The organism is uncultured Nocardioides sp., from assembly GCF_947489365.1.
In the GTDB taxonomy this organism is placed as follows: Bacteria; Actinomycetota; Actinomycetes; order Propionibacteriales; family Nocardioidaceae; genus Nocardioides.
Map to the genome: position 1 here is coordinate 40264 of NZ_CANLDB010000004.1, position 25921 is coordinate 66184.

The 25921-nt window shown below is 74.8% G+C and carries 23 protein-coding genes and 1 riboswitch; of the genes, 14 read left to right on the forward strand and 9 right to left on the reverse strand.

The window, feature by feature from the left end:
• Positions 1–204: 204 nt before the first annotated feature.
• Together Q0858_RS12235 and Q0858_RS12240 are read right to left on the reverse strand one after the other, a co-directional pair.
• Positions 205–495, reverse strand: a complete 291-nt coding sequence (locus Q0858_RS12235; protein ID WP_299054668.1) for a DUF1330 domain-containing protein — start codon at positions 493–495, stop codon at positions 205–207.
• 4 nt (positions 496–499) lie between these two features.
• Entirely contained in the window at positions 500–1396 is an 897-nt protein-coding gene (locus tag Q0858_RS12240; RefSeq protein WP_299054670.1) for a 3-keto-5-aminohexanoate cleavage protein, read from the reverse strand.
• Between the two features lie 56 nt (positions 1397–1452).
• Between Q0858_RS12240 and Q0858_RS12245 the strand changes: the two genes are divergently transcribed.
• Together Q0858_RS12245 and Q0858_RS12250 are read left to right on the forward strand one after the other, a co-directional pair.
• On the forward strand, positions 1453–1872 hold the full coding sequence (locus Q0858_RS12245) for a hypothetical protein (RefSeq protein ID WP_299054672.1): 420 nt from the start codon (positions 1453–1455) through the stop codon (positions 1870–1872).
• Between the two features lie 65 nt (positions 1873–1937).
• A complete protein-coding gene (locus Q0858_RS12250) occupies positions 1938–2459 on the forward strand; it encodes a hypothetical protein (RefSeq protein WP_299054674.1) in 522 nt (173 codons plus the stop codon).
• Between the two features lie 7 nt (positions 2460–2466).
• Here the strand turns inward: Q0858_RS12250 and Q0858_RS12255 are convergent, their stop codons facing one another.
• From Q0858_RS12255 to Q0858_RS12265, 3 genes are read right to left on the reverse strand one after another with little or no spacing between them, the layout of a single operon-like run.
• Positions 2467–3429 (reverse strand): alpha/beta hydrolase, encoded by a 963-nt coding sequence (locus tag Q0858_RS12255; protein ID WP_299054677.1) that lies wholly within the window; start codon positions 3427–3429, stop codon positions 2467–2469.
• A 17-nt stretch (positions 3430–3446) separates the two neighbouring features.
• Entirely contained in the window at positions 3447–4718 is a 1272-nt protein-coding gene (locus Q0858_RS12260) for a DUF1501 domain-containing protein (RefSeq protein WP_299054680.1), read from the reverse strand.
• Positions 4719–4762: 44 nt separating this feature from the next.
• Complete coding sequence (locus Q0858_RS12265) at positions 4763–6331, reverse strand: DUF1800 domain-containing protein (RefSeq protein WP_299054682.1); 1569 nt, start codon at positions 6329–6331, stop codon at positions 4763–4765.
• 370 nt (positions 6332–6701) lie between these two features.
• Here Q0858_RS12265 and Q0858_RS12270 point away from each other — a divergent pair, with 370 nt between their 5' ends.
• The 12 genes from Q0858_RS12270 to Q0858_RS12325 all read left to right on the forward strand — a co-directional run bounded on the left by Q0858_RS12270 (position 6702) and on the right by Q0858_RS12325 (position 18656).
• The gene (locus Q0858_RS12270) at positions 6702–7313 is read left to right on the forward strand and encodes a CDP-alcohol phosphatidyltransferase family protein (RefSeq protein WP_299054685.1); all 612 of its coding nucleotides are present in this window, start codon (positions 6702–6704) and stop codon (positions 7311–7313) included.
• Complete coding sequence (locus tag Q0858_RS12275) at positions 7306–8271, forward strand: DUF881 domain-containing protein (RefSeq protein ID WP_299054688.1); 966 nt, start codon at positions 7306–7308, stop codon at positions 8269–8271. Before Q0858_RS12270 ends, Q0858_RS12275 begins: the two co-directional genes overlap by 8 nt.
• Positions 8268–8600 (forward strand): small basic family protein, encoded by a 333-nt coding sequence (locus Q0858_RS12280; protein WP_299054690.1) that lies wholly within the window; start codon positions 8268–8270, stop codon positions 8598–8600. The genes Q0858_RS12275 and Q0858_RS12280 overlap by 4 nt, the downstream gene beginning before the upstream one ends.
• A gap of 4 nt (positions 8601–8604) precedes the next feature.
• Positions 8605–9351: a DUF881 domain-containing protein gene (locus Q0858_RS12285; RefSeq protein ID WP_299054691.1), complete on the forward strand. Its 747-nt coding sequence runs from the start codon at positions 8605–8607 to the stop codon at positions 9349–9351.
• 32 nt (positions 9352–9383) lie between these two features.
• The gene (gcvH, locus tag Q0858_RS12290) at positions 9384–9773 is read left to right on the forward strand and encodes a glycine cleavage system protein GcvH (RefSeq protein ID WP_299054694.1); all 390 of its coding nucleotides are present in this window, start codon (positions 9384–9386) and stop codon (positions 9771–9773) included.
• Between the two features lie 103 nt (positions 9774–9876).
• Positions 9877–10401 (forward strand): FHA domain-containing protein, encoded by a 525-nt coding sequence (locus Q0858_RS12295; RefSeq protein WP_299054697.1) that lies wholly within the window; start codon positions 9877–9879, stop codon positions 10399–10401.
• 59 nt (positions 10402–10460) lie between these two features.
• The gene (locus Q0858_RS12300; protein WP_299054700.1) at positions 10461–11159 is read left to right on the forward strand and encodes a MerR family transcriptional regulator; all 699 of its coding nucleotides are present in this window, start codon (positions 10461–10463) and stop codon (positions 11157–11159) included.
• A gap of 52 nt (positions 11160–11211) precedes the next feature.
• The gene (locus tag Q0858_RS12305; RefSeq protein ID WP_240236247.1) at positions 11212–11676 is read left to right on the forward strand and encodes a bifunctional nuclease family protein; all 465 of its coding nucleotides are present in this window, start codon (positions 11212–11214) and stop codon (positions 11674–11676) included.
• 330 nt (positions 11677–12006) lie between these two features.
• Entirely contained in the window at positions 12007–12630 is a 624-nt protein-coding gene (locus Q0858_RS12310) for a MerR family transcriptional regulator (RefSeq protein WP_299054709.1), read from the forward strand.
• Between the two features lie 79 nt (positions 12631–12709).
• Positions 12710–12811: riboswitch (glycine riboswitch) on the forward strand.
• Between the two features lie 85 nt (positions 12812–12896).
• The gene (gene gcvP, locus Q0858_RS12315; protein WP_299054711.1) at positions 12897–15776 is read left to right on the forward strand and encodes an aminomethyl-transferring glycine dehydrogenase; all 2880 of its coding nucleotides are present in this window, start codon (positions 12897–12899) and stop codon (positions 15774–15776) included.
• Between the two features lie 10 nt (positions 15777–15786).
• Positions 15787–17115 (forward strand): serine hydrolase domain-containing protein, encoded by a 1329-nt coding sequence (locus tag Q0858_RS12320; RefSeq protein WP_299054714.1) that lies wholly within the window; start codon positions 15787–15789, stop codon positions 17113–17115.
• Entirely contained in the window at positions 17112–18656 is a 1545-nt protein-coding gene (locus Q0858_RS12325) for a CYTH and CHAD domain-containing protein (RefSeq protein ID WP_299054716.1), read from the forward strand. Before Q0858_RS12320 ends, Q0858_RS12325 begins: the two co-directional genes overlap by 4 nt.
• A gap of 14 nt (positions 18657–18670) precedes the next feature.
• Here Q0858_RS12325 and Q0858_RS12330 read toward each other — a convergent pair whose 3' ends face one another.
• From Q0858_RS12330 to Q0858_RS12345, 4 genes are read right to left on the reverse strand one after another with little or no spacing between them, the layout of a single operon-like run.
• Positions 18671–20095 carry a TldD/PmbA family protein gene (locus Q0858_RS12330; RefSeq protein ID WP_299054719.1) on the reverse strand — a complete coding sequence of 475 codons (1425 nt, stop codon included), beginning with the start codon at positions 20093–20095 and terminating at the stop codon, positions 18671–18673.
• Positions 20095–21618: a TldD/PmbA family protein gene (locus tag Q0858_RS12335; RefSeq protein WP_299054721.1), complete on the reverse strand. Its 1524-nt coding sequence runs from the start codon at positions 21616–21618 to the stop codon at positions 20095–20097. Before Q0858_RS12335 ends, Q0858_RS12330 begins: the two co-directional genes overlap by 1 nt.
• Positions 21619–21627: 9 nt before the next feature.
• The gene (locus tag Q0858_RS12340; protein ID WP_299054723.1) at positions 21628–24621 is read right to left on the reverse strand and encodes an SMC family ATPase; all 2994 of its coding nucleotides are present in this window, start codon (positions 24619–24621) and stop codon (positions 21628–21630) included.
• Positions 24618–25793 (reverse strand): exonuclease SbcCD subunit D, encoded by a 1176-nt coding sequence (locus Q0858_RS12345; RefSeq protein WP_299054725.1) that lies wholly within the window; start codon positions 25791–25793, stop codon positions 24618–24620. Before Q0858_RS12345 ends, Q0858_RS12340 begins: the two co-directional genes overlap by 4 nt.
• Between the last annotated feature and the right edge of the window lie 128 nt (positions 25794–25921).

Below are 25921 nucleotides of genomic sequence, written 5' to 3' on the forward strand. Positions count from 1 at the left end.
GACTGCCGGAGGTCGAGGTGCGAGGAGCCCTGGCGACGAGCCACGAGACCCGCCCGGAGCCGGGGCGACCGCTGCCGGGATCTCGTGGCTCGGCCGTGGCCGGCCTCGCACCTCGATCTCCGGGGTCGACCGGTGATCGAGGTGCGGGCCGAACGGTGGTCGAGGTGTGAGGCGCGCCGGCGCCGAGCCTCGGGACGCGGGGAGCTACTCCGCGGCGGGAACGATGCGCATGTCGCGGACGGCGCCGCCGTCCAGGGCGTCCAGGGCGGCGGCGTACTCGGGGGAGTCGTGGGCGGCGACGGCGGCCTCCACGGAGTCGAACTCGATGACGACGGTGCGGAGCTCCTGGCCGGCCTCGTAGACTTGCTCGGGGGTGCCGCGGACGACGAACCGGCCGCCGGCGGCCTTGAGGGCGGGCCCGGCGAGCTCGGCGTACGCCGCGACCTTGTCGGGGTCGGTCACGTCGCGGTACATGGCGATCCAGTAGGCGGTCATGGGCTCATCCTGCCGTCCGCGCTCCACCGATGCCGAGGAGCGTCCGCGCCTCGGTGAGCGAGGCGGGGTGGTCGCCGACCGACTCCACCAGCGCGACCGCCTCCGCGAGCAGCTCGGCGTTCGACGGGGTGCGGTCGCCGGCGTGGTCCTCCAGCCCGACCCGCAGGTGGCCGCCCCGCTCCAGCGCGTACGCCGCGAGGCCGGAGGCCACGACGTCGCCGCCGAGCACGGCCACCGACCACGGGAGCCCGGAGGGCTCCAGCAGCTCCAGGTAGGCGTCGAGGCCCGTGCGGGTGGGAGGCAGGCCGAACGCGAGGTCGCCGCCGAAGTACAGCTTCACGATCGCGCCGGGCGCGACCCGTCCCGCGCGGTGCCAGGCCAGCGTCGTGCGCAGGAAGCCCGGCTCGAAGATCGAGATGCTCGGGGACGCCCCGAGCGCGGCGGTCCGGGCGAACATGTGGGCGAGGTCGGCGTACGAGTTCTGGTAGGGACCCGGCGCCGCCGCGTCCGGCACCTCGCCGTCCTCGGTGAGGCCGACGTTGACCGACCCCGGGTCGACCAGGGTCAGCCCGCCGAGGCCCCGGCGAGCGAGCTCCTCGACGTGCGCCCACCGGTCCTCGACGGCGATGCCCCGCGCGCCGGCGGCCATCGTCGGGTAGAGCAGCGCGTCGGGATGGCGCTCGACGACCGGCGTCCACGCCTCGACGTACGGCGCCACGTCGTGGACGCCGGTCTCGGTGAACATCGTGTCGTCGGTGTGGTGGTGCACGATCGCGGCGCCGCCGTCGATCGCCTCCAGCGTGGCCGCGGTGACCTCGGCCGGCGTCCGCGGGACGTGGGGGTTCACCGAGCGGGGCGTCGCGCCGTTGAGGGCGACCTCGAGGATGACGGGGCGGCTCACCCGCGTCACCGTAGTGCCGCGGTGGCGACGGCGGCAGCAGGCGGGACAATGGCCGCATGCGGTTCACGGAGAGGGAGATGACCGTCGGGGTCAAGGCGGTCGCCCAGCAGCTGATGGTCGCGACCAAGCCCTTCGGGCGCGGCTCCGTCGAGGAGCGGTGGGAGCGACTCACCCCGATGGGGCGCTACGAGAAGCTCGCCGCCGCCGGCGAGCTCGTGCTGCCGCTGCTGGTGGGCCTGCCCGACCGCCCCACCGTCGGGGCGACCCCGGAGTTCACCACCGAGGAGTGGGAGGACGCTGCCGCCGAGGCGCAGCGCTCCGCCGCCGACGCCAGGTCCCCCGGCTCCTGGGACGCGCTCAGCGAGCGCAAGAGGCGCGGGGCGGTCGCGGTCGTCGTACGCCTGGGACGGACCGCGGTCGCGGCCATGCCCGTCCGCCAGGACCCCGACGCGATCGTGGTGCCCGACCACCTCTGAGCCTCCGAGCCCGCCCAGGGGCCCGATGCGCGATGCTGGACCCGAGCAGCCGAGGAGAGGACGAGATGCGACGCACCACCCACCCGGCCACACCGATCGCCCGGTCGGTCGCCCCCTCGATCGTGGGGGTCCTGCTGGCCTGCACCCTCCTGTCGGGCTGCGGCGCGATCGGCGGCAACGACACCGAGAGCTACTGCGAGGACCTCCAGTCCGCGCAGGAGCAGGGCAACGAGCTCGCCGGCGACGGTGAGACCACCCCGGACCCGGAGGCGCTCGAGGAGTCGGTCGAGGCGACCCGGGGGCTCGCGGACTCCGCGCCCGACGACGTCGCCGACGACTGGGCGGTGGTCGACGAGAACTTCGACGAGCGCGAGGCCGTGCTCGACGAGGCGGGCCTGACGTACGCCGACCTCGCCCGGCTGGGCCCGGAGGGGCAGCTGCCCGAGGGGGTCAGCGAGGAGGACGTGCAGGAGGTCGGCCGGGAGCTCCAGGCGCTCAACACGGCCGAGTTCCAGGAGGCCAACGAGAACATTTCCGCCCACGCCCGCGAGGAGTGCGACCTGGAGCTGCCCGAGCTGCCGTCCTGAGCCCGGTTCAGGCCAGCGCGCGGGCCGCGTCCGCCACGACGGCCCGCACCGCGGCGCGGGCGTCCCGGGCGAGGCCGGGGAAGCCGAGGAACCCGTGGGGCATCCCCGGGTGGTCGACGACCAGCACCCGGGTGCCCGCGGCGGCCAGCGCGTCGGCGTACGACGCCGCGGCGTCGCGCAGCGGGTCGTGCCCGGCCAGGAGCACCAGGGTCGGCGGCAGCCCGGCCACGTCGGCGAGCGCGGGGGAGCAGCGGGGGTCGGCGGGGTCGCCGTCCGGCCCGAGGTAGGCGTCCCGGAACCACCGCAGCGCCGCGGCCGAGCCGATCGCGGCGTCGCCGTGCTCGGCGTACGAACGCGTCGCGGCCGGGCCCTCCGTGAGGTCGACCGGCGGGTAGAGCAACGCCTGGTGCGCCACCGGCACCCCCTCGTCGACGGCGCGGCGGCAGGTGACCGCCGCCAGGTTGGCCCCGGCGCTCTCGCCGACCAGGCACAACCGCGAGGCGTCAGCGCCCAGGTCGTGGGCGTTGTCGACGGCCCACCGCAGCGCCGTCCAGCAGTCGTCGACGGCCGCGGGGAACGGGTGCTCCGGGGCGAGGCGGTAGTCCGGGGCGACGACGACGGCGTCCAGGTCCTGCGCGAGACGCCCGTGCAGCCAGTCCTGCTGGCGGGCGCTGCCGAGGACGAACCCGCCGCCGTGCAGCGCCAGCACGAGCGCCCGGCGCTTCGAGGAGCCGGCGGGGTCGTAGACGCGCAGCGGGACCGGGCCGTGCCGGTGCCGCGTGACGGAGACACCGGGAGGCACCCTGCCGACGACCAGGCCCGCCAGGACGGCCACGGGACCTCGCTCGGGGAGCGGTCGCGTCCTCAGCCGCGCGATGCGGTGCTCGTCGAGCCGTGCCGCCTGCAGCGCCGGGACGACGCGGAACGCGGCCGCGACTCCCCGCGCGCCCGCGGGCATCGGCTCGGCCACGGCCCGACCGTACGCGCTCAGCGCATGAAGCCGACCGTCTCCGGCTGGAACCCCGGGAACACCGCGCTGCTGGTCGTGTCGAACCGTCGCCGCAGCACCTCGGACAGCACGCTGCGGTAGTCGGTGGTGACGACGAGGTCGGCGTCGTCGGCGTTCTGCAGCCCGGGCCAGCGGCCGTAGTACTGCCCGCCCTTGACCCCGGCACCGGCGACGAACATGACGTTGCCGTAGCCGTGGTCGGTGCCCCAGGAGGAGTTCTCCTTCACGCGCCGCCCGAACTCGCTGAGGGTCACCAGCGTGACGTCCTCGGCCAGCGGGCCGAGGTCGGTGAAGAAGGCGGCGATGGCGTCACCGAGCTCGGTGACGTTGGCCTTCATGCGGCCCCACTGCATGTTGCCCATGTCGGTGTGCATGTCCCAGTCGCCCTGGTCGACGGTGACGGCCTCGACGCCGACGTTGCCGCGCAGGATCCGGGCGACCTCGCCGAGGGCGGTGCCGAGGTCGCTGCGGGGGTACGCCGCGCCGTTGCGCGGGCCCTCGGCCACCTCGAGGACGGGGGAGAAGGCGTCGATGGCGGCGAAGCTGGAACGGACGTTGCGGCCCAGCAGCGACATGTCCCGTCCCCACAGCTTCTGCAGGGAGCGGCGGCGACCGTCGTTGACGGCGTACTCGTCGTCCCCGGCGAGCTTGACGGCGCTCGCCCCGCGGGTCGACATCACCTGGTGGGGCCCGTAGAGGGAGGTCGGGGGCACCCCGCCGCCGACGTGCATGCCCTGGAGGGACGAGGTGTTGGAGTCGAGGCCGAGGAACCGGTTCAGCCAGCCGGTGCGGGCCGACGACCCGGGGTCCGCGTCCTCGATCTCCTCCATCGCGAAGAAGTGGGAGCGGTTCGGCGCGGGCATGCCGGTGGCGTGGATCGCGGCGAGCTTGCCCGCCCTCCACAGCGGCTGCAGCGCCTTGAGGCCGGGGTGGAGCCCGAAGGTGTCGTCGCGCTCGAGCAGGGTGTCCTTGGGCACGGCGATCCGGGGGCGGGCCTTGTAGTAGTTCTCGTCGCCGTGGGGGACCACGATGTTCAGGCCGTCGGCGGCACCCCGCAGCGACAGCAGGACGAGCGTGCCGCGCGCCGGGGCGCCGTACGCGGAGGCGGGGCTCGCGCTGGTGGTGACCACGGCCGAGCCGAAGGTGGCGGTGGCCCCGAGCAGGGCGGCGCCGCGGAACAGGCCGCGCCGCGACAGGCCGGCGTACTCCTCGCAGCAGGAGGACGTGGTGGGGGAGGCGGTGACGGTCATGGTCGATCCGTTCGGCACGGCCGGCGGGGGCCGGCGGGTGGGGCTCAGCGGGTGAGGTGGGCGGGGGAGTCGAGGACGGTGCACAGCACGCGGTGCATGTTCCACTTCACGAGCCCGTGATCGCGGTGGATCCGCTCGCCGGGCGTCAGGCCGACCGAGAGGCAGCAGGCCTCGAGCAGGGCGGCGTCCGAGGGGCGGTGCAGCAGCTGGCGCGACAGGTAGTCGACGAGGAGGTCGAAGCGGATGGGGAACTTCGGGACCCACTTCTCCTTGGGCCGGTAGGTGACGTCCTTCTTGGGCCACCAGCCGCCGGACAGGGCGTAGTGGTTGTCGAACGAGGCGAGGATCCGGGACGGCGAGCTCCAGGCCTCGCCGGTCAGGGGCGGGCCGTCGGGCTGGGGCCACGAGACGGGGGTCTGACCGAGGTTGGCGACCTGCCAGAGCATCGCGTTGACCGCCGAGTCGCTGGCGGTGGGACGGCCGACCTTCATCTGCAGCACCCGGTAGGTGGCGACGAGGTCCTCGCCGGGGTCGCGGACCTTCTTGCCGGCGGAGCGCTTGAACTCGCTGGTGGCGACGAGCGCCCGCAGCACGGGGGCGATGGCGGTGTCGTTGCGGCGGTAGACCTCGGCGAGGTGGGCGACCAGCGCCTCGGACGGGGAGTCGGAGACGAACTTCACCGCGAGCTTCCGCGCGATGCGGGTCGCGGTCGCGGGGTGGTTCGCGAGGTAGCTCAGGTAGCGCCGCACGACGCCGCGGCCGTCGGGGTCGCGGTTGTCGTCGCCGAACTCCATGACGTCGACGCGGCCCGTCCAGTGCTCCTCGGGGCGGTAGGAGGCGTTCCAGGTGCGCCACATGTCGACCCAGTAGCCGGTGAGGATGCGGGCCGAGCTCTTGACGTCGTCCTCGTCGTAGGTGCCGCGACCCACGGTGTGCAGCTCGAGGAGCTCACGGCCGAGGTTCTCGTTGGGCGCCGACTTCGAGGAGCGGGCGTTGTCGAGGAACATCCCCATGGCGGGGTGGACGATCACGGACTGGAGCAGGTCCTCGAAGCTGCCGAGGGCCTTGCTGCGGATGACGTCGCCGTAGCTCTTGCGGAAGGTGAAGACGCCGTCGCCGAAGACGGGGACGTTGAAGTGGTTCTCCCAGAACTCCGTCATCACCTCGGAGAGCTGGCGCTGGGAGTAGGTGCGGCGCATGAGGAGCCAGCGCTGGTAGGACTGCATGACCTCCCAGCCGCCCTCCAGCGTGCCCTGGCTGCGCTCCCAGAGCTTCGCGGCGTCGTACGACAGCGAGGGCCACCAGCTGTCGAACCCGGCGGCCGTGCCGTCGCCGACCGCGGACGGGGTCAGCTGCCGCTCGAACCACGCCTGGGCGCCGCCGGCCTTGCGGACCTGGTTCGCGAGGGCGGGCGTGACGCCGTACGAGAAGCGGGAGACGAGGTGGCGCTCGGCCTCGGGCAGCAGCTTCACGCCGGTGTACGACGCTGGGGTGTAGCGGGCCTTCGCGGCCTGGGCCGGGGCGGCGACGGCGGTCGCGGCGACGACCGCCGTCCCGGCACCGACACCCGCCATGACGCTGCGTCGGCTGGGGGCCACGGTCGCGGTGCTCATATCCGAAAAGGTAGAGCGCAGCAAGGTCGGGTGTAGTTGTTTTCCCTCAAGAAGTGCTCAAGGGGCAGCGTCCGGGTCCCGTGTCCCCTCCTGGCCGAGTCGGCAGATCTGCGCACGCGGACGAGGTCGAGTCGGCAGATCTGCGCAGGTGGCTGGCGTCGAGTCGGCAGATCCGCGCACGCGGACGGCGTCGAGTCCGCCGTGGGTGCCGCCTCGAGGGCCCTGCGCTGCGCAGACGTGCCGACTCGAGGGTGCTGGGGTGCGCAGACGTGCCGACTCGAGGGTGCTGGGGTGCGCAGACGTGCCGACGCGGCGGCGGCGTGTCGCACGTCGCGGACGGTGGCGCCGGGGTGCGCCGTAGGGTGCTGCCGTGCCAGGTCAGCGTCGGGAGGAGGCGATCCGCACGCGACGCGTGTGGACCGTGCCGAACGCGCTCAGCATGCTGCGCCTGGCCGCGCTGCCGCTGTTCCTGTGGCTGGTGCTCGGCCCGGAGGCCGACGGCTGGGCGCTCGTGGTGCTCATGGCGTCGGGCGTCACCGACTGGCTCGACGGCTACCTCGCCCGCCGGCTCGGGCAGTACTCGACGGTGGGGGAGATCCTCGACCCGGTCGCCGACCGGCTCTACATCCTCGCGGTCATCATCGGCCTCGCGCTGCGCGACGTGATCCCGTGGTGGGTGGCGATCGCGCTGCCGCTCCGGGACCTGCTGCTGTGGGGCCTGGTGCCGCTGCTGCGCACCCGCGGCTACTCCTCGCTGCCCGTGCACTTCCTCGGCAAGGCGGCCACCTTCAACCTGCTCTACGCCTTCCCGCTGCTGCTGCTCGGGGAGAACGAGGGCGTCATCGGCACGATGGCCCTGGTCTTCGGCTGGGCCTTCGCGGTCTGGGGCATCGGGCTCTACTGGTGGGCCGGGGTCCTCTACGCCTGGCAGGTCCGCAAGCTGCTCGCGACGACGGAGCGACGGGTGGTGCACCGTGGCTGAGCCGACCCCGCACAAGGCCCCGCACAAGCCCCCGCACAAGGCCCCGCACAGGACCCCGGCATCGCCGACGCGACAGCCCGCGCCGCTGCCCGCCCACGTCACCACCCCGCTGCTGGCGCTGATCACCGCGCAGGCCCTCGACGAGGACTACGCCGTCGCCGCACGCCGCCGCGCCGACGCCCGGCACTCAGAGCCCACCCAGCCCGACCAGCCCACCCAGCCTGGCCACGCCACGCCGAGCACCCCGCCCGGACGTCGGCGTGCGGGGCTCCCGGCGCTGGCCGCCGTCGCCGTGCTTGGCCTGCTCATCACCGTCACCGCGGTCGAGACCGACAGGGACCGCGGTGCGCAGGAGTCCGACCGCGCCTCGCTGGTCGCCGAGGCGGAGCAGCGACGCGACGGCCTGGGCGACGCCCAGGCCCGGCTCGCCGAGCTGCGCGACGCCAACGTCGCGGAGAGCGCCACGCTGGCCGACCTGACCGACCGGCAGGAGTCCTCCGACGCCCGCCTGGCGCGGCTGCGGGCCGTCACCGGCTACGGCGCCGTCACGGGGCCCGGCGTGCGCCTCACCTTCGACGACCCGCCGGACGGCGACCCGGCCGACGACATGACCCAGGTGCTCGACGGGCTCTGGAACGCCGGCGCCGAGGCGATCGCCATCAACGGCCGCCGGGTGGCCACGCTGACCCGGGTGGCCAGCACCGGGCCCGCCGTCAGCCTCGACGGCCGCAGCCTCGACCCGCCGTACGTCGTGGAGGCGGTCGGCGACCCCCAGACCATGCCCGCCCGCTTCGCGGAGTCGTCGTCCGGCTCGGAGTTCAACCTCCTCGCCGAGGCGCTGGTCTTCGACGTCGAGCTCGTCACCGTCGACGACCTCGAGCTCCCCGCGGCGACGCTGCCGCCGGGGCTCGACCTCGGCGTCGACGAGCCGGAGCTGCCCGAGAGGAGCACCTCGTGATCGCCGTCCTCGGCCTGCTGGTCGGCGTGGTCCTCGGGCTGGTCCTGCAGCCCGACGTCCCGCTGGGCCTCGAGCCCTACCTGCCCATCGCCGTCGTCGCCGCGCTGGACGCCGCGTTCGGCGGCCTGCGCGCGTTCCTCGACGGCATCTTCGACGACAAGGTGTTCGTCATCTCGTTCGTCTCGAACGTCGTCATCGCGGCCGCGATCGTGTACGTCGGGGACCGGCTCGGGGTCGGCGGCCAGCTCTCGACGGGTGTGATCGTCGTGCTCGGGATCCGGATCTTCTCCAACGTCGCGGCCATCCGCCGCCACCTGTTCCATGCCTGATCCCATGCCTGACTCCGTGCCCGACGAGCAGCCACGGGACGGCCGGGAACGCCTCAAGGAGGCGTTCCGGCGACCGGGACGCGGCCAGGTCGTGGTGGCCGTGCTGCTCGCCGCCGTCGGCTTCGGCGCGGTGACCCAGGTCAACGCCAACGAGAACAACGACACCTACGCGGGCTACCGCCAGCAGGACCTCATCGACGCGCTGTCCGGCCTGGCCGGCGCCTCCGAGCGGGCACGCTCCGAGATCGAGCGGCTCGAGCAGTCCCGCGCCGACCTGCTCGACCGCACCGAGCGCCGCCGGGCGGCCCTCGAGCAGGCCCAGCAGGAGGCGGACGACCTCACGGTGCTGGCCGGGCTCGTGCCCGTCTCGGGGCCGGGCCTGACGATCCGGCTCGCCGACGAGGGCACGGTCAGCATCAACTCGATGCTCGACCTCGTCCAGGAGCTCCGCAGCGCCGGCGCGGAGGCGATCGAGATCGACGGACAGGTGCGCCTCGTCGTCAGCTCGGCCTTCGAGGCGACCGAGGAGGGCCTGGTCGTCGACGGGGTGCTGCTGGAGGCGCCGTACGTCGTGGACGTCATCGGGGAGCCCTCGGCGCTGCGCGGCGCCATCAGCTTCCCCGGCGGGCCCGAGGACTCCGTCGAGGACGACGGCGCGACCATCGCGGTGGAGCAGCCCGAGACCGTCGAGGTCGAGACCGTGGTCACCGAATCCGACGCCGCCCCGGACCTCGCCGAACCGGTGGAGTAGGTCCCCGGCGGGAGTGGGTACGCTCCTCGCCCATGAGCCAGACCCCACCGGACCTGCACTACACGGCGGAGCACGAGTGGGTCGCCGACCCGGACGGCGACGGCGCGGTCCGCGTCGGGATCACCGACTTCGCGCAGGGCGAGCTCGGCGACATCGTGTACGTCGACCTCCCCGAGGCCGGCACCACGGTGCAGGCCGGCACCACCTGCGGCGAGCTCGAGTCGACGAAGTCGGTCAGCGACGTCTACGCGCCGGTCTCCGGCACCGTGACGGCGACGAACCCGGCGCTGGGCGACACCCCCGAGCTGGTCAACTCCGACCCCTACGGCCAGGGCTGGCTGTTCGAGGTCCGGCCCGACGACGCGGAAGAGCTGACCTCGCTGATGGACGCCACGGCGTACTCGGCGAGCCTCGAGTCCTGACTGATAGGTTCGGCAACCACCGCGGTCGGAGATCGTGGTGAGGGCGCACGAGCACACGCCATCGGCCGAGGCCGGCGAGACGCAGCACCGGAGGGATGCACCAATGCCGTTCTGCACAGCCTGCGGAAGGCAGAACCCGGACGACGCCCGGTTCTGCGCCCAGTGCGGCACCAGGCTGGCGACCGACGTCACCTCGACGGGCAGCTCGCCTGCCGCCGAGCCCACGGACGCCACCGCGACCATCACGTTCGGAGCCCCCGAGAAGGAGAGCTCCGACCGTCAGCTGAGCCCGGTGGACGCCGCGGCCGTCGACGCGCTGCCGCCGGGCCACGCCCTGCTCGTGGTGCAGCGCGGCCCCGGCGCCGGCAGCCGGTTCCTGCTCGACCAGGACCTGGTCGCGGCCGGCCGCCACCCCGAGAGCGAGATCTTCCTGGACGACGTGACGGTGTCGCGCCGCCACGCGGAGTTCCGGCGCGGCGCGGGGACCTACACCGTCAGCGACGTCGGCAGCCTCAACGGCACCTACGTCAACCGCGACCGCATCGACGAGCTGGCGCTCACCGACGGCGACGAGGTGCAGATCGGCAAGTACCGCCTCGTGTTCTTCGCCGGCCACCAGCAGGGCTGACCCGCACGATGCCGGCTCACTCGGCCACGCCCTCACCGGCGGCGTCACCGGCTGCCCGGATGACGATCGGGCAGGTCCTCGACCTGCTGCGTCCCGATTTCCCGGGCGTCACCATCCCGAAGATCCGGTTCCTCGAGGACAAGGGCCTGATCAAGCCGGAGCGCACCGCCGCCGGCTACCGGAAGTTCTCCGACGTCGACGTCGAGCGCCTGCGCTACGTCCTGCGGATGCAGCGCGACCACTACCTGCCGCTCCGGGTCATCGGCGACCAGCTCGACGCGATCGACCGCGGCCTCGAGCCGCCCGAGCCCGAGGCCGTCACCCCCACCGTCCCGGTCGTCGCGCTCGGCGACGACGGACTCCCGTCGCCGGACGCCTTCGTCCGCAACGACGGGCTGCGCCTGTCGCGCCGCGAGCTGCTGAAGGTCGCCGAGGTGGACGACGACCTGCTCACCGCGCTCGAGCAGTACGGCCTTATCGCCCCGCTGACCGGCACCGCCCACTACGACACCGACGCCCTGCTGGTGGCGCGCACCGCGCGCGACCTGGCGGCGTACGGCGTCGAGCCGCGTCACCTGCGGGCGTTCCGGACCGCCGCGGACCGCGAGATCGGGCTCGTCGAGCAGGTCATCGCACCGGTCCGCGCCGGCCGCGACGCCGGCGCCCGGCAGCGCGCCGAGGAGCTCCAGGGCCAGGTGGCGGCCCTCTCGGTGCGGCTGCACGCCACCCTGGTGCGCGCCGGCCTGCGCCGCTCCTGACACTCGTGCCCACGCCCGCCCGCCGCTCGCGGACCGGGAGTAGGGTGACGGAGTGCGCGAGGTCGATGTCATCGGAGTCCGGGTCGAGATGCCCTCGAACCAGCCGATCGTGCTGCTTCGCGAGGTCAGCGGCGAGCGGTACCTGCCCATCTGGATCGGAGCGGTCGAGGCCACGGCCATCGCCTTCGCCCAGCAGGGCGTCGTCCCACCGCGCCCCCTGACCCACGACCTCCTCAAGGACGTCCTCGAGGCCACCGGCAGCCCGCTGACCGAGGTCCGGATCGACGACATGCGCGACGGCGTCTTCTACGCCACGCTCGTGCTCGACGGCGGCACCGAGGTCTCCGCCCGCCCCTCCGACTCGATCGCCCTCGCGCTGCGCACCGGCACCAAGATCGTCTGCGCCGACTCCGTGCTCGAGGAGGCCGGCCTGGCCGTCCCCGCCGAGCAGGAGGACGAGGTCGAGAAGTTCCGCGAGTTCCTCGACCAGGTCACCCCCGAGGACTTCGAGTCCTGAGCGGGCCGGTCGCTCCGGGGGCTGGGGTGTGTGCCGGGTTCCCAGGTTGCCCTGGGATGTCGGCACCTCCCGTGCGAAATTCGGCACGGTGAGTGCCGAGGTCACTGCCTACCCTGGGAAACCGGCCCGCACCCAGCGACCAGCCCTCACCCTCACCATGAAGGTGAGACTCGTGACCGACACGCCGGGGTGCCGCGTTGACCGCCCGGTGAGCCCGGCCTACCGTGAACTGTCTCCGTTGAAACTCCACCGTTGTGGTCAGCCCCCTCGCTGATCCCTCACGCGGTCCTCGGGAGTGACATCGAGCGGAGCGGACGATGGAGGACCCCCGTGGGCACCAAGGACCAGCCGGCCGACCGGCAGCACGACCAGGCCGGGCTCGAGAAGGCTGCCCAGGCCGCCGACGAGCAGGGGTTGCTCTTCACCGACGACGTCTCGCCGCTGCCCAGCGACACCGGCTACCGCGGCCCGACGGCGTGCAACGCCGCCGGCATCACCTACCGCCAGCTCGACTACTGGGCCCGCACCGGCCTCGTCGAGCCCACGGTCCGTGGGGCCAAGGGCTCCGGGTCGCAGCGGCTCTACTCCTTCCGCGACATCCTGCTGCTCAAGGTCATCAAGCGCCTCCTGGACGCCGGGATCTCGCTGCAGCAGATCCGCTCCGCCGTCCAGCACCTGCGTGAGCGCGGCACCGACGACCTGACGCAGGTCACCCTCATGAGCGACGGAGCCTCGGTCTACGAGTGCACCTCCGACCACGAGGTCATCGACCTGCTCCAGGGCGGCCAGGGCGTGTTCGGCATCGCGATCGGCGGCGTCTGGCGCGAGATCGAGGGCACCCTCGCGGACCTGCCGAGCGAGCGCACTGCCGCGGACGACGAGCCCGCCGAGGTGGCCGAGCCGGTCGCCGGCGACGAGCTCGCCCGCCGTCGCGCGGCCCGCGCCACCGGCTGACCGACCCGCTCCGCCCGACCCGCGCCCACGCGCGGAACCCCGTCCTCGCGCCGCCCCGGTGTAACCTGGGCGGCGCTGGCGATCCCGCACGGGAGAGTCGTCGTACGCCGCGAGGCGTGCGGTGCGCCGAAGGGGCAATTCCTCCCCGGAACCTCTCAGGCACCCGGACCGTGCGGACCAGGCAACTCTGGAGCAGCCCCGCGCAGGTCGCGGGGCGGTGACAGAGGGGGAGGTGACCTGGTCGCCACCCCGAGGAGCCCTGCCGCATGACCGTCCCGTCTGCAGCACCGTCGTCCGCACCCTTCGTCTCCCGCCACGTCGGCCTCGCCGACGAGGCCGTCGCCACGATGCTCGAGCGCGTGGGCCACGCCGACCTCGACGCGCTGATGGACGCCGCCGTCCCCGCCTCCATCCGCACCACGCGGCCGCCGTCGCTTCCCGAGGCGGTCGACGAGGCGACGTGCGCCGCCGAGCTGCGGGAGATCGCCGGCGCCAACGCGCCCGCCGAGTCGATGATCGGGCTCGGCTACCACGCGACCATCACCCCGCCGGTGATCCGCCGCAACGTGCTCGAGGACCCGTCCTGGTACACCGCGTACACGCCGTACCAGCCCGAGATCAGCCAGGGCCGGCTCGAGGCGCTCATCAACTTCCAGACCATGGTCGGCGACCTCACCGGGCTGCCGACCGCGAACGCGTCGCTGCTCGACGAGGCCACCGCGGCCGCCGAGGCGATGACGCTGGTACGCCGGGCGGACCGCAAGGCGACCGGCCCCTTCGTCGTCGACGCGGACGCCCTGCCGCAGACCATCGAGGTCGTCCGCACCCGCGCCGAGGCCATGGGCCTCGAGGTGCTCGTCGCCGACCTGTCGCCCGAGGGGCTGACCGAGCAGGGCGCGCTCCCGGAGCGGGTCTCCGGCGTCCTGGTGCAGTACCCCGGCGCGTCCGGCGCCGTGGTGGACCCGCGCCCCGCGATCGAGGCCGCCCACGAGCGCGGCGGCCTCGCCGTCGTGGCCTGTGACCTGCTGGCCTCCACGCTGCTGACGCCGCCCGGCGAGCTCGGCGCCGACGTCGCCGTCGGCTCCTCGCAGCGCTTCGGTGTCCCGCTGTTCGGCGGGGGTCCGCACGCCGCGTTCATGGCCGTCCGCACCGGCCTCGAGCGTCACCTGCCCGGCCGCCTCGTCGGCGTGTCCAAGGACGCCGAGGGCCGCCCGGCGTACCGCCTCGCCCTGCAGACCCGCGAGCAGCACATCCGCCGCGACAAGGCGACGTCCAACATCTGCACCGCCCAGGTGCTGCTGGCCGTCGTCGCCTCGATGTACGCCGTCCACCACGGCCCCGACGGCCTGCGCGCCATCGCGACCCGGGTCCACGGCCACGCCGCCCGCCTGGCCGCCTCCCTGCGGGCCGGCGAGGTCGAGGTCGTGCACGACGCGTTCTTCGACACCGTCCTGGCCCGCGTCCCGGGCCGCGCCGCCGAGGTCGTCGGCGTCGCCCGCGACCTGGGCCTCCACCTGCGCCACGTCGACGACGACCACGTCGGGCTGAGCGTGGGGGAGACCTTCACCGACGCCACCGCCGAGGGCGTCGTCAAGGCGTTCGGGGTGGACCTGCTGCCGACCGGTGCCGATTCGGCGGAAACGGCAGCCGCGCTGCCCGCCGACCTCGCCCGCACCACGCCGTACCTGACGCACGAGGTGTTCTCGACGCACCGCAGCGAGACGCAGATGCTGCGTTACCTCGCGAGGCTGTCCAACCGCGACTTCGCGCTCGACCGCGGCATGATCCCGCTCGGCTCGTGCACGATGAAGCTCAACGCCACCACCGAGATGGAGGCCATCGGGCTGCCCGGGTTCACCGACCTCCACCCGTTCGCGCCCGCCGAGGACGCCGAGGGCTACCGCCGCCTCGTCGCCGACCTCGAGGGCTGGCTGGCCGCGGTCACCGGCTACGACCGCGTGTCGATCCAGCCGAACGCCGGCTCGCAGGGCGAGCTGGCCGGGCTGCTGGCGATCCGCGGCTGGCAGCGCGCCCGCGGCGAGGAGCGCCGCGACGTCTGCCTGATCCCGTCGTCCGCGCACGGCACCAACGCCGCCTCCGCGGTGATGGCCGGGATGCGCGTCGTCGTCGTGGCGTCCGGCGACGACGGCGGCGTCGACCTCGACGACCTGCGCGCGAAGTGCACCGAGCACGCCGACGACCTCGCCGCGATCATGATCACCTACCCGTCCACGCACGGCGTGTTCGAGGCCGGGGTGGTCGAGCTGTGCGAGATCGTCCACGACCACGGCGGCCAGGTGTACGTCGACGGCGCGAACCTCAACGCGCTGCTCGGGTACGCCGAGCCCGGGTCGTTCGGCGGCGACGTCTCGCACCTCAACCTGCACAAGACGTTCTGCATCCCCCACGGCGGCGGGGGCCCCGGCGTCGGCCCCGTGGCGGTCCGCGAGCACCTCGCGCCGTACCTGCCCTCCCACCCGGACCACCCCGACACCGAGCGTCGCACCGGCGTCGGCCCGATCAGCGCGGCGCCGTACGGCTCGGCGGGCATCCTGCCCATCTCGTGGGCCTACGTGCGGATGATGGGCGCCGAGGGCTTGACCCGGGCGACCGCGGCGGCCGTGCTCAGCGCCAACTACGTCGCCGCCCGCCTGGCCGAGCACTACCCGGTGCTGTACGCCGGGGAGAACGGGCTGGTCGCCCACGAGGCGATCCTCGACCTCCGCGGGCTCACCAAGGAGACGGGCGTCAGCGTCGAGGACGTCGCCAAGCGGCTCGTCGACTACGGCTTCCACGCCCCGACCATGTCGTTCCCGGTCGCGGGCACGCTGATGGTCGAGCCGACCGAGTCCGAGGACCTCGCCGAGATCGACCGGTTCTGCGACGCGATGATCGCGATCCGCGGCGAGATCGACAAGGTCGGCGACGGCGACTGGGCCGTCGAGGAGTCCCCGCTGCGCCACGCCCCCCACACGGCGCGGGCGCTGGTGGGGGAGTGGGACCGCCCCTACTCCCGGGAGAAGGGCGTGTTCCCCGCCGGGATCGACGCCGACAAGTACTGGCCCCCCGTGGCCCGCGTCGACCAGGCGTACGGCGACCGCAACCTCCAGTGCGCCTGCCCGCCGCTGGAGGCGTTCGCCGAGTAGCGTCCCGCGGGTGAGCGTCACCGAGTCCACCGCCCGGCGGCTGCAGGCCGACCTCGCGCGCGTCCAGGTCGCCGGCCGGCTGCCGTCGGTCGTGGCGTGCGTGGTCCGCGACGGCTTCCCCGTGTGGTCGGACGGGTACGGCGACGTCCCCGGCCCGGTCCGGCACACGCAGTACCGGATTGGGTCGATCACCAAGACGATGACCGCGGTCGCCGTGCTCGCCCTCGCGGAGGCCGGGGACGTCGACCTCGACGCGCCGGCGTCGACGTACTGGCCCGAGGCGCCGTACGGCGGGGCGACGCTGCGCCAGCTGCTCGGCCACGGCGGCGGGCTGCCCGCCGAGCCCGCCGGGGCCTGGTGGGAGCGGGCCGGACGGCCCGACAACGCCGCGGCGCTCGCGGTCGCGGAGAACGGCCGCCGCGGGCCGCACCCACCCGGGCACACGTTCCACTACTCCAACCTCGGGTACGCCGTCCTCGGCGAGGTCCACGCCCGGGTGCGGGGCACCACCTGGGCCGAGGCGGTCCGCACCGACGTCCTCGACCCCCTCGGGATGCGGCGGACGACGCTCGAGCCCGCCGGCGCACGAGCCCACGGGTTCAGCGTGCACCCGTGGACCTCGGCGCTGCTCCCGGAGCCGGACTCCGCGACCGGGTCGATGGCGCCCGCGGGGCAGCTCTGGAGCACCCTCGACGACCTCGCCCGGTGGGTGGGGTTCCTCCTGCACGGCCAGGCCGACGTCCTCGGGGCCGACGCGCTCACCCGGGCCCGCGCCGGACAGGTCGGCGACGGCGCCGCGGGCCCCGGCTCGCGGCACGGGCTCGGCCTCCAGCTCGCGCCCGGCGGCGCCGACGGCCTCGTCGGCCACAGCGGCTCCATGCCGGGCTTCGTCGCGTCCCTGTTCGTCGACCCCGTCCGCCGCACCGGCGCCGTCCTGCTCGCCAACGGCACGACCGGCCTCAGCCCCGTCGCGGACGCCGAGCGGCTGCTCGCCACCCTCGAGGCGTGCGAGCCGTCGCTGCCGCCGCCGTGGACGCCGACGAGCGAGGTCCCGACCCAGCTCGCGCCGCTGCTGGGGGTCTGGCACTGGGGTGCCCGCACCCAGGTCTGGTCGATGGCGGGCGACGAGATGGTGGCCCACGAGGCGGGCCGCCTGCTGCACCGCTTCGCCGTCGTGCAGGGCCGGGTCACGGCCGTCGCCGGCTACTTCACCGGCGAGGAGGTCGTCCTGCGGCACGGGGTCGGCGGCGCGGAGTACCTCGACCTCGGGACCTTCGTGCTCACCCGGGCCCCCTACGCACCGGGCGATGTCGTGCCCGGTGGTACACCTACGGTGTGACCGACCTTCCCCCGAGTCGCCCCCGCCGTCGATCAGGCAGCCACCACGAGGTCGAGCGGACCTACACCGCCGGCCCCGACGCCGGGCCTACCGAGGAGCTGACGCTCCCCGACCTGGTCGGCACCGGCCCGGTCACCGCGCTCGGGGCGGCCGTTACGGCCGAGCTGGACGCGACGTACCTCGACACCGTCGACCTCCGCCTGACCCGCGCGGGCATCACCCTGCGTCGCCGCGAGGGGGGCGCCGACGAGGGCTGGCACCTGAAGCTCCCCGTCGGCCGCGGACGGGACGAGGTGCAGCGCCCGCTGGGCCGGGCCACGACCCCGCCGAAGCCGCTGCGCGACCTGGTCACCGCCTGGACCGCGGGCGCCGAGCTCGCCCCCGTGGCCCGCATCCGCACCGAGCGCACCACCCACGACCTGGTGGCCGCCGACGGCTCCGTGCTCGCGGAGGTCGCCGACGACCGGACCACCGCGATGCGGGAGGACACCACCTACCTGGCCTGGCGCGAGGTCGAGGTCGAGCTGGTCGACGGTGACGAGGACGTCCTCGACGCCTTGGAGGAGCGGCTGCTCGCCGCGGGTTTCGTCCCCGCCTCGGTGGGCCGCAAGATCGAGCGCGCCCTGGCCGACGTCCTGCCACCCGCCGAGGACGCTCCGAGGATCAGCACGAAGCGACCGGTCCACCGCCTCGTCCACGCCCGCCTCGTCCAGCAGCTCGACGAGCTGCGCCGCTACGAGGTCGAGGTACGCCGACGCCGCCCCGACGCCGTCCACCAAGTGCGGGTCGCGGCCCGCCGGCTCCGGGCGGCCCTCCGCACGTTCGCGCCGCTCTTCGAGGGCGAGGCCGCCGACGAGCTGCAGCGTGGCCTGCAGCAGCTCACCCGCGCCCTCGGGGGCGAGCGGGACCTCGAGGTCGCCGCCGAGCGCGTCGAGGCCCTGCTGGCCGAGACCCCCGACGAGCTGCTCCGCGGCCCCGTCCGGACCCGGCTGCGTACCGTCGTCCGCGACCGGATGCGCGAGCACCGCGCGGCCACCGCCACCGAGCTCGCCGCCCCGCACCACCTGGCCCTGCTCGCCGACCTCGACCGGTTCGTCGCCGACCCGCCGTGGGCGCCCGAGGCGAAGCGCCGCACCCGCGACGTCGCCCCCCGTCTGCTCGCCAAGGACGGCAAGCGCGTCGCGAAGCGGTTCGCCGCCGCCTCCGACGACGACGGCCTGCACCGGGCGCGGTCCGCCGCGAAGCGCCTGAGGTACGCCGGGGAGGCCCTCGTGCCGGCGTACGGCAAGGACGCGGAGCGGGTCGCCGCGACCGCCAAGCACCTCCAGCAGCCCCTCGGCACCCTGCAGGACACGCGGCTCAGCCGCGCCCTGCTCCTCGAGGCCGCCGCGGCCGCCGACGCCGCGGGGGAGAGCTCCTTCACCTACGGCGTCTGGCACGAGTGGGAGGCCCTCGCCGCCGACGAGGCCCGCGACCTCGCCCGCGCCCGGTGGAAGCGCGCGTCCAAGCGCCGGAAGGGCAAGGGCCTCCGCCTGTCCTGAGGCAGGCCAGGCGGTCACCGCGCTTGCGACACGCTCGACATCATGAAGTCGGGCACCCGCAGGGCCGGGGTGGCGGTGCGGGAGAAGTAGTCGTCGCCCCACTCGCGCCCGAAGCTGGGGACGGTCGCCGAGGCGTGGGTGAACCGTCCGAGGAGCTCGACGGGGCTCTCGTTCCACCGGAAGTTGTTGACCGCGCCGGTGATCTCGCCGTCCTCGACGAGGTAGACACCGTCGCGGGTCAGGCCGGTCAGCAGCATCCGCTGCGGGTCGACCTCGCGGATGTACCACAGGCAGGTCAGCAGCAGGCCGCGCTCGACGCCGGCGACGAGGTCCGCGGTGTCACCGGTGCCGCCGTCGACCTCGAGCACGAGGTTGTCGACGTACGGCGTCGTCGCGAGGCCCGTGAGCGCGGACGAGTGGCGGGTGCCGAGCAGCGAGGTCAGGACGCCGTCGCGGATCCAGTCGGTGCGGCCGAGCGGCATGCCGTTGTCGAAGACCGAGCTGAGGTTGCTCGACGCGGCGGCGGTGACGAACGGCGCCGAGCCCAGGCCCGGGGCGGCCGGGTCGGACCACAGCGAGACGCGGGGGTCGACGACCTGCTCGCCGACGCGGGTGCCGCCACCGCGGCGGCTGTAGACGCTGCCGCCCTCGTGCGCGTCGCGGGCCCCGGCGCCCCAGTAGACGTCGACCATGAGGTCGGCGACCGCGGACGGCGGGAGGACGACGTCGTACCGGCCGGCGGGGAGGTCGACACTGCGCTCCGCCCACGCCAGGCGCTGCGCGAGCTCCGCCTCGATCGCCTCGGGGTCGACGTCGGTCAGGTCGCGGCTCGACACGCCCACCCACGCGCTGCGGCCGAGGTCGGCGGACTTGCCGGTGCAGCCGAGGTGACCGGTGGGTTGGGAGTGGCGCATCCGGAGCCCGCTGCTGCTGGCCAGGTAGGTGGTCTCGACCTCGTGGTTCACGAACCCGTACAGCACCCGCTCGCCCGCGGAGGCCGCGGAGAAGGCGCGGCCCAGCGCCGGGGCGAGGTCGGCGTACACCTCGGGACCGGTGGTGGCGGGCGGCGCGTCCCAGTCGCCGGCGGGACCGGCCTCGGACGGCTCGAGCAGCGGGTTCGCGTCCTCGGACGGGGCGGCCTGGGCAGCGGCGGCCTCGGCGGCGCGGAGCACGTCCTCGGCCTGCTCGGCCGTCGTCGCGCTGCCCGTCACGGACCCCACGCTCGTCCCGGCGTCGGACGCCACGAGCGCGACGACGGTGACGGTGAGGCGGTGCGAGGCGCCGTTCGTGGTCAGGGTGGTGTTGGCCCAGCGCAGGTGGGCGCCGCGCGCGTCGCTCACGACGACGACGCACCCGGTGGTCGCGGACGCGGCGAGGACGTGCTCGGCGAGGTCCTGCGGCCTGGTGGCCGACGTCATGGTCGGCGTCGTGGAGCTCATCAGCCCTCCTCGGTGGTGTCGAGGATGCGGACGCCGCGGAACAGCGCCGTCGGGCACCCGTGGCTGACCGCGGCGACCTGGCCCGGCTGGGCCTTGCCGCAGTTGAAGGCGCCGCCCAGCTCCCAGGTCTGCGGACCGCCGACCGCCTCCATCGAGCCCCAGAAGTCGGTGGTCGTGGCCTGGTAGGCGACGTCGCGCACCTGGCCGGCGAGCTGGCCGTCCTCGATGCGGAAGAAGCGCTGCCCGGTGAACTGGAAGTTGAAGCGCTGCATGTCGATGGACCAGGACCGGTCACCGACGACGTACAGGCCGCGGTCGACGCGGGAGATCAGCTCCTCGGTCGAGGGGCCGTCCGGGGCGGGCTGCAGGGAGACGTTGGCCATCCGCTGGAGGGGGACGTGGCCGGGGGAGTCGGCGTAGGCGCAGCCGTTGGAGCGGCCGTGCTCCGGCTCGCTCGTCAGGTGTGGCATCGCGGCGGCCATGGGACGGTCGAGCTGGTAGCCGACGAGGACCCCGTCGCGGACGATGTCCCACCGCGTCGTCTCGACGCCCTCGTCGTCCCACCCGGTGCTGGCGAGGCCGTGGGGCTCGGTGCGGTCGCCGGTGACGTGCATGACGTCGGAGCCGTACTGCAGGGTGCCGACGAGGTCGGGGGTCGCGAACGACGTGCCGGCGTAGTTGGCCTCGTAGCCCAGCGCCCGGTCCAGCTCGGTGGCGTGGCCGATCGACTCGTGGATGGTCAGCCACAGGTTGGAGGGGTGGACGACGAGGTCGTAGGTGCCTGCCTCGACCGTGGGTGCCCTCAGCTTCTCGGCGAGCAGCACGGGCACCTCGGTCAGCTCCCGCTCCCAGTCGTGGGTGGCGCCGGTGAGGTGCTCCCACCCGCGTCCGGCCGGCGGAGCGATCGAGCGCATGGAGTCGAAGGTGCCGGTGGCCTCGTCGGTGCCCATCGCGGTCAGCTCGGGGTCGACGCGGATCCGCTGCTGGGTGGTGCGGGTGCCGGCGAGGTCGGCGTAGTACTTGACCTCCTTCACCAGCTGCACCGCGGCGGTCGCGTGGTCGACCGCCTCGTGCTCCCGCAGGCGACGGGTCCAGCCGACCAGCAGGTCGGCCTTCTCGGCGTCGGGCAGCTCGAACGGGTCGACGTCGTACGGCGAGACCCACTCGACGTCGGCGTGCACCGGCTCGGGCGCCAGCTCGACGGGGGAGCGGGTCATGGTCGCCGCGACCTGCGCCAGGGCGACCGCCTGCTCGGCGAGACGACGTGCCTCGTCCTCGGTGAGGGCCACACCGGCGGCGAAGCCCCACGCACCGCCGTGGACGACCCGGACGCTGAAGCCGAGGTCCTCGGTGAGGCTCGCGGTCTGCAGGACGCCGTCGCGGGCGGCGAGGTACTGGTGGCGCAGGCGCTCGAACCGGAAGTCGGCGTGGGTGGCCCCGAGGTCGGCGGCCCGGCCCAGGGCGACCTCGCCGAGCGTGCGGTGCGGCAGCGCGGCGAACGTCGGGTCGAGGGTGCCGGTCATGGGGCGAACCTATGCCCCGACGTCCACGAGCCGCACGCGACTTCCGTGAGGCCCGCCCTGGGGGCCGGGTGTCACCTCGAGCCGGCGGCCGATGCGCTCCTTCATGCTCGCCACGTGGCTGACCACGCCCACGATGCGCCCGCCGGTGCGCAGGCCGTCGAGCACCCCCATCACGTCGTCGAGCGTGTCGGCGTCGAGGGACCCGAAGCCCTCGTCGACGAAGAGGGTGTCGATGTCGACGCCCACGGCGTCGGCGGACGCCTCCTGGCTGACGACGTCCGCCAGCCCGAGCGCGAGGGCGAGGGAGACCACGAACGTCTCGCCGCCGGACAGCGTCGTCGGGGGCCGGGACGTCCCGGACCACTCGTCGCGGACCATGAGGTCGAGCCCGCCCCGGCGCCCACCCCGGGTGGGCAGGGCGGCGTCGTGCTCGAGGACGAACCGGCCGTCGGTCATCGGGGCGAGCCGCACGTTGGCGGCGTCCACGACCTGGCCGAGGCGCCACGACAGCACGTACGCCGCGAGCGAGAGCCGCAGGCGGTTGTCGGCGGACCGTCCGGTGACGAGGTCGGCCATCGCGTCGGCGCGGGTCGCGTCCTCGGCGGCGGGCGTCCAGCGCCCCCAGGCCTTCTCGAGCGCACCGGCGAGCTCGGTGACCCGTTCCTGGCGCCGCCGGGCGACGACCGCCCGTCCGGCCGCGTCGGCCGCGGCGGACTCCGCCTCGTCGAGGGCGACGCGGGCCCGGGGGAGGTCCGGTGGGTCGAGCCGGGCGGCCGACCGCGTCGCCGGGTCGGCGAGGACCGCCGCCAGCGCACGCTGCTCCTCGCGGTGGGCCTGCGCCAGAGCCTCCAGCCGGACCCGCTCCGTCTCGTCGAGGACGGCGGCCCGGGCCGCGGCGAGGTCGTCGAAGTGGTGGGCGACGGCGGAGGCCTCCGCTGCGGCGCGGCTCTCGCGGGCGCGGGTGCGGGCGGCGTCGAGGTCGCGGGCCGCGCTGGATGCGCGCTCGAGGGCGGCCTCCTCGGCGCGGGTCGCCGCCAGGGCGTCGTCGAGGGAGGTGACGGCCCCGCCGGCGTCGTCGAGCAGGGCCTCGAGGCGCCGGGCGGTCGCGTCGACCCTCGTGCGGGCGGAGCCCTCGTCGGAGTCGGCGGCGGCCACCCGGGCCGCCAGTGCGGAGCGGTGGTCACGCGCGGTGGCGAGGCCGTCCTCGGCGTCGGCGAGCAGGGAGGCGGTCTCGCGAGCGGCGACGTCCGCGGTGCTCGCGAGGGCCACGGCGCCCCGGAGGCGGTCGAGCTCCGTGCGCCACCAGGGCTCGTCGTGGTCGGCGGCCGCCGTCCGGGAGGTCGCCAGGCGCACCTGCAGCCCGTGGACCTGGTCGGTGTGCACCGCGAGGGCGCCCTCGGCGTCGTCCAGCGCCACCCGGGCCCGCTTCTCCGCCGCCTGGTCGACCGCGCCGGCGCTGCGGGCGGCCGGCGCCGGGTGCTCGCACGACCCGCAGACGGGGCAGTGGCCGCCGACGGCGAGCCCGCCCGCGAGCTCGGCCGCGATCCCCTCCAGCCGGGCCTCGCGGACGGCCAGCCAGGTCTCGTGGCGCGCCTGCTTCTCCTCGCGGGCGTCGACCTCCCGCACGCGCGCCTCGGCGACCTGCTGCTCCAGCTCCGCCGCGGCCAGCGCCGCACGCCGACCCGTGACGGCCCGGCCCTCGGCCTCGCGCAGGCCGGACAGCCCGGCGGCCTGCGCCGTCAGCCGGGCGTGCTCCGCGCCCAGCGTCGCGACGCGACCGGGCAGGGCGGTCAGTGCCTCGTCGGCGCGCGCCAGCGCGGTCCGGGCGGTCACCAGCTCACGACCCAGGCGCGTCGCCGCCTCCCGGGCATCCTGGAGCTCCGCCTCGACGGGGCGGGCGTCCTGCAGCCGCCCGAGGCGTCGCCGGACGTGCTGCAGCGCCGGCTCCACGTCGTCGGGACCACCGACCCCGGCGGAGGCGGCAGCGGCGTCCCAGCGGTGCTCCGCGGCGGAGACTGCGGCCTCGGCCGCCGCGACCTGCTGGTCGAGCAGGGCGATCGGGGCGGCCCGTCGTGCCGCGTCGAGCCGGTCGGCGTCACGGGCGAGGGCGGGCTCGGCGTCGGCCAGCGCCGCCCGGCGCCGCTCGGCCGACGCCCACGCCTCCTGGGCGCGGGCGGTGGCCCGGTCACGCTCGAGGGCGTCACGGGCGGACGCCGCCGCGGCCCGGGCGGTCGTGCCGTCGGCCTCCGCGGCGGTGGCGGCGTCGGTCACCTCGCGGCGCAGGCCGCCGAGCCACGTGGTGTCCGGGGTCGCCCGCCCGCCGTCCGGGACGGAGGTGCCGGTGGCCTCACAGAGCCGGCTGAGGACGTCGGCGGTCTCGCGACGCGCCGCCTCCTCGAGCCGGCGGGTGGCGCGGCGGTGCTCGACCAGCCAGGTGGCGACGCGGTCGTAGCGGTCGGTGCGGAAGAGCTGGGCCAGGACCTGCTGCCGCTCGTCGGAGCGGGCCTGCAGGAACGTCGAGAACTCGCCCTGGGGCAGCATCGCGACCTGGCAGAACTGGCTGCAGGTCATCCCCAGGAGCCGCCCGACGAGGTCACCCGCCTCGTCGAGACGGTTGGTCTCGTGGCGCCAGGCGCCGTCGACGAGCTGCTGGACCGAGACGGTCGCCTGCTGGGTGGTGGTGCCGTCACCCCGCTTCTTCGGCCGCTCCCACGCGGGCGACCGGGTGAAGCGGTAGCGGCGCTCGCCCAGGCTCACCTCGAGGACGACCTCGGTGGCGACGTCGGCGGCGGCCCGGTCAGACCGGGGCGCCTTCGCCTCGTTGCGGCGGCCGGGCACGGCGCCGTACAGGGCGAAGCAGATCGCGTCGAGGACGCTGCTCTTGCCCGCGCCGGTGGGGCCGCTCAGCAGGAACAGGCCGTCGGCGGCGAGGGCGTCGCCGTCGACGCGGACGGTGTCCGTGAAGGGGCCGAAGGCGGTGATCCGCAGGTCGTGGACCCTCATGCGGTGCGCTCCGCGACGGGGCCCCGGGTCGGGTCCTGGGTCGGGTCCTCGGCGCAGGCGTCGCAGGCCGAGGCCAGCAGCGACGCCTCGGCCTCGTCGGCGGCCAGGCCGCGGACGTCGGCGACGAAGTCGAGGGCCACGTCGTGCGCCGAGCGGCCGGGCAGCGGCGCACGGGGGCGGAGCCCGGCGGCCGCGGGGGCGTCGAAGGTGAGGACGAGAGCGTGCGGGAAGCGTCGGCGCAGGCGCTCCATGGCCTGCGGGGGCCGGCGTCCGGCGTCCGTGAGCGTCGCCTCGACCCAGGACCCCTCGTGGACCGCGAGGTCGGGGTCGTCCAGCAGGTCGTCGAGGTCGCCGCGCAGCCGGGCGAGCGGCCTCGGCACGGGCGCGGGCACGAACGTCGACGACGTGGCGCCGTCGGCGGCGAGGTCGACCAGCCAGGAGCCCTTGGTCTGGGTGGCCTCCGAGAAGGAGTAGGCCAGCGGCGACCCGGAGTAGCGGACGTTCTCGGCCAGGGTGTGCGGCCCGTGGAGGTGGCCCAGGGCGACGTAGTCGACGCCGTCGAACACCGACGTCGGCACGATGGAGATGCCGCCGACCGCGATGTCGCGCTCGGACTCCGAGGCCCGGCCCCCGGCGACGAAGGCGTGGGCGAGGACGACGGACCGGGCCCCCGGGCGCGCGTCGAGGTCGGTGCGGACGCGGGTCATGGCGGCGGTGAGCGCGGCCTCGTGGGAGCGGGTGGTCAGCCCCCACGGCTCGCGGACCGCGTCGGGGTCGAGGTACGGCAGGGCGTGGACGACCACCGGGCCGTGGACGTCGTCGAGCACGACGGGCCGGCCGACGTCCTCCGGACGGGTCCGCAGGTGGAGCCCGGCCGCGTCCATCACCCGCGAGCCGAACCCGAGCCGGCGCGCGGAGTCGTGGTTGCCCGAGCTGATGACCACCGCAGCCCTCGACGCGGCCAGCCGCGCGAACGTGTCGTCGGCCAGCGCGACGGCGTCCACGGGCGGCAGCGCGCGGTCGTAGACGTCGCCCGCCACGACGACCAGGTCGACGCCCTCGGTCTCGACCACCTCGAGCAGGTGGTCGACGTACGCCGCCTGGTGGCCCAGCAGGTCCTCGCGGTGCAGCGAGCGGCCCAGGTGCCAGTCGGAGGTGTGGAGGATGCGCACACCAGCAACCTAGGAGGGCCCACCGACAGTGCCGGGAGGCCACGCCGCCGTGCCCGATCTCACGGCTCGTGTCCGGGGAGGTCGAGACCGCCGACCGGCGCGGGCCGGCAGGGTCTCGACGACGCGCG

Coding starts and splice junctions, on each gene's coding strand:
- Q0858_RS12235 (WP_299054668.1), bottom strand. CDS start 495: ATGACCGCCTACTGGATCGCCATGTACCGCGACGTGACCGACCCCGAC.
- Q0858_RS12245 (WP_299054672.1), top strand. CDS start 1,453: ATGCGGTTCACGGAGAGGGAGATGACCGTCGGGGTCAAGGCGGTCGCC.
- Q0858_RS12250 (WP_299054674.1), top strand. CDS start 1,938: ATGCGACGCACCACCCACCCGGCCACACCGATCGCCCGGTCGGTCGCC.
- Q0858_RS12260 (WP_299054680.1), bottom strand. CDS start 4,718: ATGACCGTCACCGCCTCCCCCACCACGTCCTCCTGCTGCGAGGAGTAC.
- Q0858_RS12265 (WP_299054682.1), bottom strand. CDS start 6,331: ATGAGCACCGCGACCGTGGCCCCCAGCCGACGCAGCGTCATGGCGGGT.
- Q0858_RS12285 (WP_299054691.1), top strand. CDS start 8,605: ATGCCTGACTCCGTGCCCGACGAGCAGCCACGGGACGGCCGGGAACGC.
- gcvH (WP_299054694.1), top strand. CDS start 9,384: ATGAGCCAGACCCCACCGGACCTGCACTACACGGCGGAGCACGAGTGG.
- Q0858_RS12295 (WP_299054697.1), top strand. CDS start 9,877: ATGCCGTTCTGCACAGCCTGCGGAAGGCAGAACCCGGACGACGCCCGG.
- Q0858_RS12300 (WP_299054700.1), top strand. CDS start 10,461: ATGACGATCGGGCAGGTCCTCGACCTGCTGCGTCCCGATTTCCCGGGC.
- gcvP (WP_299054711.1), top strand. CDS start 12,897: ATGACCGTCCCGTCTGCAGCACCGTCGTCCGCACCCTTCGTCTCCCGC.
- Q0858_RS12330 (WP_299054719.1), bottom strand. CDS start 20,095: ATGAGCTCCACGACGCCGACCATGACGTCGGCCACCAGGCCGCAGGAC.
- Q0858_RS12335 (WP_299054721.1), bottom strand. CDS start 21,618: ATGACCGGCACCCTCGACCCGACGTTCGCCGCGCTGCCGCACCGCACG.
- Q0858_RS12340 (WP_299054723.1), bottom strand. CDS start 24,621: ATGAGGGTCCACGACCTGCGGATCACCGCCTTCGGCCCCTTCACGGAC.